Here is a 12,280-nt window from a genome sequence, read left to right on the forward strand (position 1 = left end):
ACGATGCTGCGTACCCTCACCCTGGCGGTCCTCCTCGCCACCGCCAGCCTGCCGGCGTTCGCCCAAGGAGCCTCCCCTCAAGGCCAGCGCGTGCGCGTCGGCGTCACGCCGGGCCCGCACGCCCAGATCATCGAGGTGGTGAAGCCGATCGCCGCCAAGAAGGGCCTCGACCTGCAGGTGGTCGAGTTCTCGGACTACGTCGTGCCGAACGAGGCGCTGTCGTCGGGCGAGCTCGAGGCCAACTCGTTCCAGCACCAGCCCTATCTCGACAACCAGAAGGCCGATCGCGGCTACAAGATCGAGAGCGTGGCCCAGACGGTGAACTTCCCGATGGGCGTCTACTCGAAGCGCCACAAGAGCTTCGACGCGGTGCCGGCGGGCGGCACGGTGGCGATCCCGAACGACCCGACCAATGGCGGCCGCGCCCTGCTGCTCCTGCAGGACAAGGGCCTCTTGAAGCTGAAGGCGAATGTCGGCTTCAAGCCGAGCGTCGCCGACATCACCGAGAACCCGAAGCGCCTGCGCATCATCGAGGTCGACGCGGCCCAGACCCCGCGCTCGCTCGACGACGTCGACGCGGCGGCGGTCAACACCAACTACGCCACCGCGGCCGGCCTGAAGCCCGGCGACGCGATCCTGAAGGAGGAGCCGAAGGGCCCCTACGTCAACGTGATCGCGGTGCGCAGTGCCGACAAGGACAAGCCCTGGGTCGCGACGCTGGTCGAGTCCTACCGCTCGCCGGAGGTGAAGGCCTTCATCGACGCTAAGTTCGGCGGCGCGGTGCTCACCAGCTGGTGAGGCCTGCCCTCCAGGCGGCACGAACGATGCGGCGGCCCCGCGCCACGCCTTATCCACAGGGATGAGACGGAATGAAGCGGGGCCGTGAAACCAAACGAGGCTGGGCGCGTCTTCTCTGCACGGCCCGACTGACGGGCTGGCCTTACCTTTCGAGGTGCCCGATGAAGATCATCACGTCCGCCCTGGTCGCCGCCGTCCTCACCGTCGCCGCCGTTCCGGCCTTCGCCCAGGGCGGTTCGCCCTACAACAACTCGGGCTCGCAGGCCGGCGGCCCGCTCGGCGGCACGCAGCGCGAGATGGGCGCTCCCGGCGGCGCGCCGGCCGTGGGTGCGGCTCCCCGCGCCACCATGCAGCCGACGATGCGCAAGAAGCGCATGATGAAGCACCGCCGCATGCACCGTCACCACCACGCCCGCTGAGCCAGACCGCAAGGTCACAGGCTCGCCCGGCGCGCTCGTTCGGCGGCTCATGCCGCCCGGCGGGCGCGCCTTCGCGCGTCGTGGACCGTACGCCGCCGCAACGAGGCGGCGCACGGTCCGTGATGCGCGTCAGTCCACCTTCTCGTTCGGGTAGACGCCCCAGAGCCGGTCCTGGCGCATGTAGCCGTCGACGTCGCCGCGCTTCTGCGGCAGGGCCACGACGAGGCGGCACCAGGAGCCGTCGCAGGTCTTGACGCTGCCGATCACCCCGGCCTGGAGCTGCGCCACCACGCCGCTCGCCGCGTCGGCCCGGTCGTAGAGAGGCACCGGGGCGCCCTTGTCGGTGCCGCGGCTCAGCACCACCGCGGTGCGCCGGCCGGAGAGCAGCGAGTGCAGCACCCAGCCCTCGGTGCCCTCCGAGTCGCGGATGCGGCGCCAGGTCTCGAACTCGGCGATGATCTCCACCGGCAGGCCGGCACGCTGGAACACCCACAGGGTGCGATGGTCCTTGGACGGGCCCTCGCGCAGGTTCACCCGGTCGGTCTTCAGGCTGACGTAGCGCGGCAGCGGCAGCTTCGTCGCCGGGCCGATGGTGACGCCGATCTCGCCGGGGGCGGGGTTGACGGCCGGGGTCGGCGGCGCGGCGGCGGCAGGCATTGCCAGGGCGGAGAGCACGAGGGCGACGAGGAGGCGCGGGTGGAGCATCGGCGGTCGGTCTCCCTTCAGGGAAGCGGCGCGGATTGTCTTCCCGATCACCTCTGCTAGAGAGGCCGCCGGGCATCGAGCCCCGGCCGGATCGAGGGGCATAAAGGCCCCTATCGCCGGGCCATGGTTAACGGGGCGTAACGACGCCTGTGGTCCGCACCAAGGCGGGGCTTTTCGCCGGGCCGCCGCGTCGCTTACTCTTAGGGCGGCGCGGGCGCCCATATCGCGTGTCGGGGCCGCACGGGCAGGCCGGGAGGCCCGCCCGGGGCAGGGGAGGGATCATGTCGTTGAAGCGCAAGCCGCTCGTGGTGGTCACCCGGCGCCTGCCGGACGTCGTGGAGACGCGGATGCGCGAATTGTTCGACGCGCGCCTCAACCACGAGGACACGCCGCTCACCGGTGCCGCCCTGGCGACGGCCCTCCAGGAGGCCGACGTGCTGGTGCCGACGGTCACGGACGAGATCGACGCCTCGCTCCTCGCCCAGGCCGGCCCGAACCTGCGCCTGATCGCCAATTTCGGCAACGGCGTCGACCACATCGACGTCGGGGTGGCGCTCCAGCGCGGCATCACGGTCACCAACACGCCGGGCGTGCTGACCGAGGACACCGCCGACATGACGATGGCGCTGATCCTCTCGGTGGCGCGCCGGGTCACCGAGGGCGCCCGGATCATCCCGGACGACGCCTGGTCGGGCGGCTGGTCGCCGACCTGGATGCTGGGCCGCCGCATCACCGGCAAGCGTCTCGGCATCGTCGGCATGGGCCGCATCGGCCAGGCTTTGGCCCGCCGCGCCAAGGCCTTCGGCCTCTCGATCCACTACCACAACCGCCGCCGGGTCGGCGCCCGGATCGAGACCGATCTCGAGGCGACCTACTGGGAATCCCTCGACCAGATGCTGGCGCGGGTCGACATCGTGTCGGTCAACTGCCCGCACACGCCGGCGACCTACCACCTGCTCTCGGCCCGGCGCCTGAAGCTGCTGAAGCCCGAGGCCGTGGTGGTCAACACCGCCCGCGGCGAGGTGATCGACGAGACCGCGCTCGCCCGCCTGATCGAGGCCGGCGACATCGCGGGCGCGGGCCTCGACGTGTTCGAGCAGGAGCCGGCGGTGAGCCCGCGCCTCGTCAAGCTCGCGAAGGCCGGCAAGGTGGTGCTCCTGCCCCATATGGGCTCGGCCACCCACGAGAGCCGCGTCGACATGGGCGAGAAGGTCATCATCAACATCAAGACCTTCCTCGACGGCCACCGGCCGCCGGACCGGATCCTGCCCAGCATGCTGTGACCGGCCGGGGCTTCCAGCCGCCGGGTCCAGACATCCTCGATCGTCACTCCGGGACCGCGCAGCGGAGCCCGGCGTCCAGACGCGCAGGTGGAGCAGGGCAGAGCGGACCGCTCATCGCGTCGTCCTGAACCCTCCGCGGCTCCGGGTCCCGGGCTCCGCTTCGCGGCCCCGGGGTGACGCGGAGGGTGTCACTGACCGAGGCGCTCGGCCCGTCACCCGGCAGAACGCCTCGCACCCAAATCAGCCCTGCAACGTCGCCTTCAGGCTGATCTTGGCGTTCAGCACCTTCGAGACCGGGCAGTTCTTCTCGGCGATGCCGGCGAGTTCGTCGAACTTCGCCTGATCGATCCCCGGTATCTTCGCGGTCAGGGTCAGGGCCGACGCCGTGATGGTGAAGCCGTCGCCGTCCTTCTCCAGGCTCACCACGGCTTCCGTGCGCAGCTCGTCGGCGGTGAAGCCGGCGCCCTGGAGCTGGAAGGCCAGCGCCATGGTGAAGCAGCCCGCATGCGCCGCGGCGATCAGCTCCTCGGGATTGGTGCCCGGCTCGTTCTCGAAGCGGGTGTTGAAGCCGTAGGGGTTGCTCGACAGCACGCCCGACTGCGTGGTCAGCTGGCCCTTGCCGTCCTTGCCGCTACCCTGCCAAACGGCGTTCGCCTTGCGGTTCATGCTCGTCTCCCGTGACACATGAGGAGGCCGCGCGGGCGGCCCCGATCTCGGCGGAGCCCTCCAGGCAGCCGCTCACGCCCACAGGTAGGTCAGCGCGTCCCCAGGTCATCCTTGCTACCGTCATCCTGCCCAAGGTCATCCTCGGATTCCGCGTCGATCACCCGGCGGGCGAGGGCGAACGGGAATCCTGCCCGGGCCATGGCGGCGAGGTCGCGCTCGCGCGCGGCGACCCGGGCACCCGGTGCGCGGTACGGCCCGAGGCGGCGGCGCCTGGCATAGGCGAAGGCGGCCTCGTCCTCGCCGCCCGCGTCTTCCTCGGCGAGAGCCGCACCGACGATGTCGCGGTCGACGCCCTTGGCGGCGAGCTTGGCGCCGATCGCCCGGGCCGAGCCGCCGCGGCGGCGCAGGGAGCGCACCTTGGCGGCCGCGAAGGCGGCGTCGTCGACGAGGCCGGCGCCGAGCGCGCGCGCCACCACCGCCTCGACCATCTCCGAAAAATCGTCCGGCTCCTCGCCGCGCAGGCGGCAGCGGGTCTCGACCCGGCGCCGCAGCACCCGGCGCAGCATCTCGGCGGAGGCGCCGTAGCGCTCCAGGTAGTACAGGGCCGCCCGTTCGAGATAGGCCGGCGTGATGGGCCGCGCCGCCCTCAATCCGCCATCGCGGCCGGGTTCATCGGCCCCGTCCCGGATCGCCTCCGTCCCGGCGGGGGCGTCCGGCCCGTGCGAGGGGTGATGCCGGCGTTTCTGCACAAGCGTGAATCCTTCTTCCTCCTGGTCGCCCTCGCCCTCGGGGCGGTGGCCGGCGTGGTGCTCTACCTGTCGCGACCGACGACCCTGCGCGTCGCGGTCGGCCCGCGGGATCGGGTCGAGACGCACCTGATCCAGGCCTATGCCGACGCGCTCGCCCGCGCCCGCGAGGATATACGACTCGAGGTCGTTCCTTACGACGACGTGCGCGACAGCGCCGCGGCGCTCCAGAGCGGGCGGGCCGACCTCGCGGTGGTGCGGCCCGACGTGCGCCTGCCCGAGAACGGCCTGACGCTCGCCGTCCTGCACGACGAGGCCCTGGTGGTGGCGGCCCCCCCGGATTCCGGCATCCAGGCCTTCTCCGATCTCGCCGGCAAGCGCCTCGGCCTCGTCGCCCATCACGGCGCCGACCAGCCGCTGGTCGCGAGCCTGCTCGCCTATTACGCCCTGACGCCGGCGCCCGTGGGCGCTGCGCCGGCCACGGCCGATCCGGGCGGCACGCTGCCGGCCGCCGCCGGCAGCGTCGCCCTGGTGCCCCTGCGGGCCTCCGAGGTGGCGGCGGCGCTCTCCGAACACCGGATCGACGCCGCCGCGGTGATCGCCGCGCCGTCGGCGAAGCCCGCCGCCCGGGTGGTGCAGGCGGTGGAGGCGGCCTCGCCCGGTCACGGCGCGACGATCGTGGCGATCCCCGACGGCGAGGCGATCGTGCAGCGCCTGCCCGAGCTCCAGGCCGTGACCATCGCGGCCGGCACCTTCGGCGGCCGCCCGAAGCGCCCGGACGACGAGGTGAAGACCGTCGGCGCCTCCTACCGGCTGATGGCCCGCGCCTCGTTGAACCGCGACACCGCCGCGAGCGTGACCCAGCACCTGTTCGAGCTGCGCTCGCGCCTCGCCGCGATGGTGCCGACCGCCAACCTGATGAAGGCGCCGGATTTCGACAGCGCCGCCGAGGCGACGAGCGCCCGCCTGCCGATCCATCCCGGCGCGGTCGACTACTACGAGCGCGAGCAGCAGACCTTCTTGCAGCGCTACGAGGACTGGGTCTACCTGGTGGCGTTCTTCGGCGGCGGACTCGGCTCGGCGGTGGCCTGGCTCGGCCAGCGCCTCGCCCGCGAGCAGCGCGCCCGCATCGACGCCGTCCTCGACCGGCTGCTCGCCATCCTGATCGAGGCGAGGGCAACGCAGGAGCCGGCCGCCCTCGACGCCCTGGCGATCGAGATCGACGGCCTCGTGATCGACGTGGTGCGCCACGCCCGCGCGCATTCCACCGACATCCGCACGATGAGCGCGCTGATCCTGGCGGTCGATGCCGCGCGGGCCGCGGTGGCGGATTGCCGGCGGGACGGGGCGCCGGTGCGAGAGCGGGCGGGGCGGTTGCTGTCGCTGCATCCAATGGGGGGCGGAGGGTAAGGACACTCTGGATTTTTGTGCGCCCCAAGCGTATGAAGCCGTATGGAGTTCGACTGGCATCCTGCGAAATCGGATTGGAACCTCGAAGCGCGAGGTTTCGGCTTCGATTACGCTGCCCAGGTGTTCTTTGGTCACATCGTGACGCGCATCGATGATCGGCGGGATTACGGCGAAGTCCGGCTCAATGCGATCGGAGAGATTGACGGCGTCATCTACAATGTCACTTACACGGAGCGTGGACGCGTCTGCTGGATCATCTCAGCGCGCCGCGCCAACAGGAAGGAGTGCCAGCTATGGCTCGCATCTCTCTCGACCAATTGAGGGCCAACCGCCCGACTGCCAATCGAGCTAAAATCGATGCGACCACGGAGGAGGACATCCGCCGCCACATGGTCGAGGACGGTGAGGATCCCGATGCCGAACCGGTGGGATACCGACTGGTCTTGTCCGTGACCGCCATCCGCGAGCGTCTCGGGATGACACAGATCGCCTTCGCGAAGGCCATCGGTGTCCCGGTCGCGACGGTCCGCAATTGGGAGCAGAGGCGCAAGCAGCCGGACCCGGCGGCCCGCTCGCTGCTGACGATCGTCGCCGCGGAACCGGACGCGGCCTTCCGGGCGCTCGGCGTGGTTCGGTAGACCCCGGTCCGCCTCAAGTGATGAGCTGGTCCCGCCGCCGCAGGGCCGGGAACAACCGCCCCCACAGGGCCGCCACCGCCACAGTCGCGACGCCGCCGATCACCACCGCCGGCACCGCCCCGACCAGGGCCGCGAGCGTGCCGGATTCGAACTCCCCGAGTTCGTTCGAGGCGCCGATGAACACGGTGTTGACCGCCGCGACCCGGCCGCGCATCGCGTCCGGCGTCTCGCCCTGAACCAGGCTCTGGCGGACGTAGACGCTGACCATGTCGGCCGCGCCGGTCACGAACAGGCAGGCCATCGAGAGCGGCAGCGAGGTCGAGAGGCCGAAGCCGATCGTGGCGAGGCCGAACACGCCGACCGCGATCAGGAGGCGCGGGCCGACGCCGCGGGTCAGCGGGCGGTGGGCCAGCAGGATCGCGGTCGCGACCGAGCCCAGCGCCGGCATGCTGCGCAGGAGCCCGAGGCCGAGGGGGCCGACGAACAGCACCTCCTGGGCGAAGATCGGCAGGAGCGCGGTGGCGCCGCCGAGCAGCACCGCCACGAGGTCGAGGGTGATGGCGCCGAGCACCACCGGCTGCGAGCGGATGTAGGTCAGACCGGCGAGCAGGGTCGCCCAGGTCACGGCGGGCCTTTGCGTGACGGCCGCCGGCGGCGGCCGGACGCCGATGATGCTGAACGCCGCGAAGGCGAAGCAGGCGGCGGCCAGCCCGAACACCACCGCCGGCCCGAGGGCGTAGAGCAGGCCGCCGAGCGCCGGCCCGGTCACCGACGCGCTCTGCCACAGCGACGAGTTGAGCGCGATGGCGCTGCCGAACTGCTCGCGCGGCACCAGGGTCGGCAGCAGCGCCTGGCTCGCCGGATTGGCGAAGGCACGGGCGGTGCCGACCAGCACCATCAGGGCGTAGACCGGCCAGACCGGGGTGGCATGCGAGGCGGCGAGCGCCATCAGGCCGAGGCCGGCGAGCGCCAGGAGACCGTAGGAGATCGCCGCGACCCGGCGCCGGTCGAAGGTGTCGGCGACGTGGCCGGTGACCAGGGCGCCGAGCATCGCGGGGGCGAAGCTCGCGAGGCCGACGAAGCCGAGCGCGAGCGCGCTGCGGGTCAGGTCGTAGACGAACCACCCCACCGCCACCGCCTGCATCTGGTAGGCGAGGCCGGTGAGGAAGCGGGCGCTGCCGAAGAGCCGGAAGTCGCGGTTGCGAAAGAGGGTCCAGCCGGACGGCGCGGGGGAGAGCATGACGGTTCCGTGCCCCGCCCGGGCGGCGGGGGTTCGAGGTCGGCGTAAAGCCCGCCCTTGGGCGGGCCCTGATGACGATCAGGCGAGAACCTTGCGGATCAGGACGGACAGGCCGAAGGCCAGGGCCGAGACGGCGACGGAGATCGCGATGTAGAGCGAGCGCCGCGGCTGCTGGGCCGATTCCGCCCGCACCGGCTCGACGATCATGCTGAAGAACTCGATCTGCCGGTCGGCGATCATCCGCGAGCGCTCCCGCGCGGCGATCGTCGCCGCGTAGTACTTCTCGGCGGTCTTGCGCTCGGCGTCGAGCTCCTCGAACTTGGTCAGCGTGGCCGAGAGCACCCGGCGCTGCTCGGGATCCTGGTTGGCCGCCTCGCGCTCGATGCGGGCGATGGTCTCGTCGAGCTGGACGATCTGCGCCTTGAGGTCCTGGATGCTCCGGCTGTCGTCGCGCAGGTCGCGCTGGAGCAGGCTGAGCTTGACCGCGAGTCCGATGCGCTGGGAGCGGATCTCGGCGATCATCTTCAGGTTGGTGTCGTTGGACTTCTGGGCGTCGAGCACGCCGTCCCGGTTGCGCAGGTCGCGCACCGCGAGGTGGAGCTTGGTCAGGCGTGCCTCGGCGCGCTTCATCTCGCGCTCGCTCTCCGCCAGGGCATCGTTGCGGGCCCGCTCGGTGAGCTGGTTCACCACCCGCTCGCTCTCGGTCAGCACGGCCCGGCTCAGGGTCAGGGAATCGTCCGGGTCGAAGGCGTTGATCGCGACCTCGATCAGGCCGGACGACTCGACGCTGACCTTCACCCGCTCGCCCCAGTAGCGGGTGAGCTTCTCGATCGGCTTCTCGGGATCGAAGCGGGAATAGCGATCGATGTCGTCGCGGGAGAACATCTTGCGCAGCGGCAGGCTGCGCTCGAGGGTCTCGACCATCGTCCGGCTCTTGATGTACTCGCCGACGATCATCGAATCCTGGGCGATCATCTGGGACGGGATGCTCGAGGTGGTACCGACCGAGTCCGGCGCCGCCTTCTCGGCGCCGCCGATCGCCGGCCGCAGGGCGAAGCGCGCCTCGGTCACGTAGCGGTCCGAGAGGTAGAGGCCGAAGAACACGATGCTGCCCAAGGAGGGGAGCACGAACAGGAACAGGCACAGGAGCGGGGTGACGACGTCCCGGCGCCGCTGCGCCCGGATCGTCCGGATCGTCGACTTGTTCGGGTTCGAGAACCGCGACACCCGGGCCGCCTGCCGCAGGGCCTCGCCGATCATCCGGGAGCGGTCGGCGGGGCTGAGCGCCTTGCCTTCCGGATTGCGGGCGTCGATCGTCATGGCGGGGGTTCCGGCTGGGGCGGGGCCGGGGCGCGCGAGGCACCGGCCGGCAAGACGGGGAGGGCGTGGCAGGGGAGGGCGACGGGGAGCGTCGCGCTCACTGGTTCAGGCGCTGGTAGACTTCGATCGCGTCGTTGATGTCGGGATAGATCACGGCGCGGCCGTTCGCCAGCACGATCCCCTGCTGGGCGTAGTCCCGGATCGTGTCCATCGAGTGCGAGCACATGATGATGTCGGCATTCTTGCGCCGCTGGCTCCACACCTCCTCGCAGCGCTTGGCGAAGCGCGCGTCGCCGACGCCGGTGATCTCGTCGACGATGTAGCAGTCGAACGGGATCGCCATGCTCATGCCGAAGGCGAGGCGCGCGCCCATGCCCGAGGAGTAGTTGCGGATCGGCACGTTGATGTAGTCGCCGAGCTCGGCGAAATCCTCCACGAAGGCCAGCACCCGGCGCGGATCCTCGCCGTGGATGCGGGCCACGAAGATCACGTTCTCGCGCCCGGTCATCAGCGGGTGGAAGCCGCCGCCGAAGCCGAGCGGCCAGGAGATCCGGGTGGTGCGGATCACCCGGCCCTTCGTCGGCATCTCGCAGCCGGCGATCAGCCGCAAGGTCGTCGACTTGCCGGCACCGTTGATGCCGAGGATGCCGTAGCTCACCCCGGGCTTCAGGGTCAGCGACGCCTGGTCGAGGATGGTACGGCGGTACCCGTCCGTCTTGTAGATCTTGGTGACGTTGTCGAGGCGGATCATCGGCGGATAAGGACACGCTCGAGAGGGGTGCGGCCGCCTCGCGGAGACGCGCGACGGTCTGGCCCGGGGGCCCCACCGATCATGCGCCGAGCCGGCATCCGCACGGTTAACGAGGCCGGTCGCGGCGGCCGGCAGGCTCGGACGTAGCCGCAGAAAGCGGCGAATCTGAGAAGCGGCCCGCGGCCGGGCCGTATCGGGGCCCTGCGATAAGCCCGTGCCAGTTTCAAGTTAGTATAAAGAAGAAGCGCGATGCGGCGCTATGAGCGCGCGGGCTTTTGGATTAAACAGCGGCCTTTCTCGTGTCACTTCCGGAAAGACGCCCGTGCTGATTGCGTTCCTGATCATGCTGCGCGAAGGGATCGAGGCGGCCCTGATCGTCGGCATCATCGCCGGCTACCTCGCCCAGACCGGGCGGCGGGCCTGGATGCCGGCCGTGTGGGGCGGCGTCGTGCTGGCCGCGCTGCTCTGCCTCGCCCTCGGCCTGGGGCTGCAGGCGATCGGCGCCGAGTTTCCGCAGAAGCAGCAGGAGATGGCGGAAGGGCTGATCGCGCTGCTCGCCGCCGTCATGCTGTGCACGATGGTGTTCTGGATGCGCAGGGCCGCCCGCTCGGTGCGGGCCGAGCTGCACGGGGCGGTGGACGACGCGCTGAGCCGCCACGGTAAGGCGAGGGGAGGGTTCGCCCTCGCGGTGATGGCGTTCCTGGCGGTCGGCCGCGAGGGGCTCGAATCGGTGTTCTTCCTCCTCGCCACGGTGCAGCAGGATGTCGGCTGGGGGGTGCCCGTGGGCGCGGTCCTCGGCATCGCCCTCTCGGTGCTGGTCGGCATCGCGCTGGCCAGGGGCGCCGTGCGCCTCGACCTGCGCCGCTTCTTCCGCTGGACCGGGGTGTTCATCCTGTTCGTCGCCGCGGGCCTGCTCGCCGGCGCGCTCAAGGCCTTCCACGAGGCGGGCCTCTGGAACCACCTCCAGGCCACCGCCTTCGACCTCGGCCATGTCCTCCCCGCCGACACGGTGCTCGGCACCCTCCTCACCGGCATCTTCGGCTACCAGGAGGCGCCGGCCTGGGGCGAGGTGCTGGTCTATCTCGGCTTCCTGATCCCGGCCCTGTGGGCCTTCCTGGCGGGCGCCCGGCCGAGCCCCGCCGCCCGGCCCCGCCACGCCTGAGGACACCCGACGATGAAAGCCCACCGGCCGGCCGCCCTCGCCCTTGTCCTCCTCTCCACGGTCGCCGCCTCGGCGCAGGCGCCCGAGCCCCAAGTCTCCGAGCCCGTCGCCGTCACGGTGACCGACAAGGGCTGCGAGCCCGCCGCGCTCACGGTTCCGGCCGGCAAGTCGGTGTTCAAGATCAGCAACAAGAGCCGCCGGGTGCTGGAGTGGGAGATCCTCCAGGGCACGATGATCGTCGAGGAGCGGGAGAACATCATCCCGGGCTTCGTGCAGTCGCTCTCGGCGACGCTCCAGCCCGGGTCCTACGAGATGACCTGCGGGCTCCTCAGCAACCCGAAGGGCACGCTCACGGTGACGGCCACCGCGGCCGCCGCCGGCGCGCCCGATCCGATGGCCCTCGTCGGGCCGCTCGCCGCCTACAAGCTCTACGTGATGGGCGAGGTCGAGGCCTTCCACGCGCGGACCGCCGCCTTCGTCGCGGCGGTGAAGGCGGGCAGGATCGCCGAGGCCAAGGCGCTCTATCCGGTGGCGCGCCGCCACTACGAGCGGATCGAGCCGGTGGCGTCGCTGTTCAACGACCTCGACAAGAGCATGGACGTGCGGGCCGACGACTTCGAGCGGAAGGAGGCCGATCCCGGCTTCACCGGCTTCCACCGCCTCGAGAAGGGGCTGTGGGCCGACGCCAGCACGGAGGGCCTTGGCCCCACTGCCGACCGGCTGCTCGGCGACGCCACCGAGCTGAAGCGGCGCGTCGCCGACCTCGCCATCCCGCCGGCCAGGATGGCGGGCGGGGCCGCCGGCCTGATCGAGGAGGTCGCGGCGACCAAGATCTCCGGCGAGGAGGACCGCTACAGCCGGACCGACCTGTGGGACTTCCACGCCAATGTCGAGGGTTCGCGCAAGATCTTCGACCTCCTGCGCCCCCTGGTGGCGCCCCGCGACCCCGACTTCGTCGCCCGCACCGAGAAGAATTTTTCGCGCGTGGAGGCGCTGCTGGCGAAGTACCGGACCGAGGACGGGGGATTTTCCCCCTACGACTCCTTGAGCGACCGCGACCGCAACGCCCTCAAGGGCCCGATCACCGTGCTGGCCGAGGACCTCTCGACCCTGCGCGGCAAGCTCGGCCTGGACTGAAGCGT

At 71.1% G+C, this 12,280-nt stretch carries 14 protein-coding genes; 8 read left to right on the top strand and 6 right to left on the bottom strand.

Annotation, left to right across the window (positions count from 1 at the left end):
- Positions 1 to 3: 3 nt before the first annotated feature.
- Positions 4 to 798 (top strand): MetQ/NlpA family ABC transporter substrate-binding protein, encoded by a 795-nt coding sequence (locus tag DK412_RS10905; protein ID WP_109971975.1) that lies wholly within the window; start codon positions 4 to 6, stop codon positions 796 to 798.
- 161 nt (positions 799 to 959) lie between these two features.
- Positions 960 to 1,217, top strand: a complete 258-nt coding sequence (locus DK412_RS10910) for a hypothetical protein (protein WP_109971976.1) — start codon at positions 960 to 962, stop codon at positions 1,215 to 1,217.
- Between the two features lie 129 nt (positions 1,218 to 1,346).
- Here DK412_RS10910 and DK412_RS10915 read toward each other — a convergent pair whose 3' ends face one another.
- Entirely contained in the window at positions 1,347 to 1,874 is a 528-nt protein-coding gene (locus tag DK412_RS10915) for an SH3 domain-containing protein (protein ID WP_245447742.1), read from the bottom strand.
- Between the two features lie 329 nt (positions 1,875 to 2,203).
- On the opposite strand from DK412_RS10915, the gene DK412_RS10920 reads away from it, so the two are divergent.
- A complete protein-coding gene (locus tag DK412_RS10920; RefSeq protein WP_204165542.1) occupies positions 2,204 to 3,205 on the top strand; it encodes a D-glycerate dehydrogenase in 1,002 nt (333 codons plus the stop codon).
- A 240-nt stretch (positions 3,206 to 3,445) separates the two neighbouring features.
- On the opposite strand, the gene DK412_RS10925 is transcribed toward DK412_RS10920, so the two are convergent.
- Positions 3,446 to 3,871, bottom strand: a complete 426-nt coding sequence (locus DK412_RS10925; protein ID WP_093567496.1) for an OsmC family protein — start codon at positions 3,869 to 3,871, stop codon at positions 3,446 to 3,448.
- A gap of 89 nt (positions 3,872 to 3,960) precedes the next feature.
- Complete coding sequence (locus tag DK412_RS10930) at positions 3,961 to 4,503, bottom strand: regulatory protein RecX (protein ID WP_109975191.1); 543 nt, start codon at positions 4,501 to 4,503, stop codon at positions 3,961 to 3,963.
- A 99-nt stretch (positions 4,504 to 4,602) separates the two neighbouring features.
- Between DK412_RS10930 and DK412_RS10935 the strand changes: the two genes are divergently transcribed.
- The 3 genes from DK412_RS10935 to DK412_RS10945 are packed head-to-tail and all read left to right on the top strand — an operon-like array spanning position 4,603 to position 6,665.
- Positions 4,603 to 6,027, top strand: a complete 1,425-nt coding sequence (locus DK412_RS10935; protein WP_109971978.1) for a TAXI family TRAP transporter solute-binding subunit — start codon at positions 4,603 to 4,605, stop codon at positions 6,025 to 6,027.
- A gap of 42 nt (positions 6,028 to 6,069) precedes the next feature.
- A complete protein-coding gene (locus DK412_RS10940) occupies positions 6,070 to 6,348 on the top strand; it encodes a BrnT family toxin (RefSeq protein WP_109971979.1) in 279 nt (92 codons plus the stop codon).
- Positions 6,321 to 6,665 carry a helix-turn-helix domain-containing protein gene (locus DK412_RS10945; protein WP_109971980.1) on the top strand — a complete coding sequence of 115 codons (345 nt, stop codon included), beginning with the start codon at positions 6,321 to 6,323 and terminating at the stop codon, positions 6,663 to 6,665. The genes DK412_RS10940 and DK412_RS10945 overlap by 28 nt, the downstream gene beginning before the upstream one ends.
- A 13-nt stretch (positions 6,666 to 6,678) precedes the next feature.
- Here the strand turns inward: DK412_RS10945 and DK412_RS10950 are convergent, their stop codons facing one another.
- The 3 genes from DK412_RS10950 to DK412_RS10960 form a co-directional block, all read right to left on the bottom strand.
- Entirely contained in the window at positions 6,679 to 7,905 is a 1,227-nt protein-coding gene (locus DK412_RS10950) for an MFS transporter (RefSeq protein ID WP_109971981.1), read from the bottom strand.
- A gap of 78 nt (positions 7,906 to 7,983) precedes the next feature.
- Positions 7,984 to 9,225 carry a capsule biosynthesis protein gene (locus DK412_RS10955; RefSeq protein ID WP_109971982.1) on the bottom strand — a complete coding sequence of 414 codons (1,242 nt, stop codon included), beginning with the start codon at positions 9,223 to 9,225 and terminating at the stop codon, positions 7,984 to 7,986.
- Between the two features lie 97 nt (positions 9,226 to 9,322).
- Positions 9,323 to 9,976 carry an ABC transporter ATP-binding protein gene (locus DK412_RS10960; RefSeq protein WP_109971983.1) on the bottom strand — a complete coding sequence of 218 codons (654 nt, stop codon included), beginning with the start codon at positions 9,974 to 9,976 and terminating at the stop codon, positions 9,323 to 9,325.
- A gap of 322 nt (positions 9,977 to 10,298) precedes the next feature.
- On the opposite strand from DK412_RS10960, the gene efeU reads away from it, so the two are divergent.
- Together efeU and efeO are read left to right on the top strand one after the other, a co-directional pair.
- Complete coding sequence (efeU, locus tag DK412_RS10965; RefSeq protein ID WP_109971984.1) at positions 10,299 to 11,138, top strand: iron uptake transporter permease EfeU; 840 nt, start codon at positions 10,299 to 10,301, stop codon at positions 11,136 to 11,138.
- A gap of 12 nt (positions 11,139 to 11,150) precedes the next feature.
- A complete protein-coding gene (gene efeO, locus DK412_RS10970; RefSeq protein ID WP_109971985.1) occupies positions 11,151 to 12,275 on the top strand; it encodes an iron uptake system protein EfeO in 1,125 nt (374 codons plus the stop codon).
- Positions 12,276 to 12,280 lie beyond the last annotated feature (5 nt).

The organism is Methylobacterium sp. 17Sr1-1 (assembly GCF_003173775.1).
GTDB lineage: Bacteria > Pseudomonadota > Alphaproteobacteria > Rhizobiales > Beijerinckiaceae > Methylobacterium.

Coding starts and splice junctions, on each gene's coding strand:
- DK412_RS10935 (WP_109971978.1), top strand. CDS start 4,603: ATGCCGGCGTTTCTGCACAAGCGTGAATCCTTCTTCCTCCTGGTCGCC.
- DK412_RS10945 (WP_109971980.1), top strand. CDS start 6,321: ATGGCTCGCATCTCTCTCGACCAATTGAGGGCCAACCGCCCGACTGCC.
- DK412_RS10925 (WP_093567496.1), bottom strand. CDS start 3,871: ATGAACCGCAAGGCGAACGCCGTTTGGCAGGGTAGCGGCAAGGACGGC.
- DK412_RS10940 (WP_109971979.1), top strand. CDS start 6,070: ATGGAGTTCGACTGGCATCCTGCGAAATCGGATTGGAACCTCGAAGCG.
- DK412_RS10920 (WP_204165542.1), top strand. CDS start 2,204: ATGTCGTTGAAGCGCAAGCCGCTCGTGGTGGTCACCCGGCGCCTGCCG.
- DK412_RS10910 (WP_109971976.1), top strand. CDS start 960: ATGAAGATCATCACGTCCGCCCTGGTCGCCGCCGTCCTCACCGTCGCC.
- DK412_RS10950 (WP_109971981.1), bottom strand. CDS start 7,905: ATGCTCTCCCCCGCGCCGTCCGGCTGGACCCTCTTTCGCAACCGCGAC.
- efeO (WP_109971985.1), top strand. CDS start 11,151: ATGAAAGCCCACCGGCCGGCCGCCCTCGCCCTTGTCCTCCTCTCCACG.
- DK412_RS10955 (WP_109971982.1), bottom strand. CDS start 9,225: ATGACGATCGACGCCCGCAATCCGGAAGGCAAGGCGCTCAGCCCCGCC.
- DK412_RS10905 (WP_109971975.1), top strand. CDS start 4: ATGCTGCGTACCCTCACCCTGGCGGTCCTCCTCGCCACCGCCAGCCTG.
- DK412_RS10915 (WP_245447742.1), bottom strand. CDS start 1,874: ATGCCTGCCGCCGCCGCGCCGCCGACCCCGGCCGTCAACCCCGCCCCC.
- DK412_RS10960 (WP_109971983.1), bottom strand. CDS start 9,976: ATGATCCGCCTCGACAACGTCACCAAGATCTACAAGACGGACGGGTAC.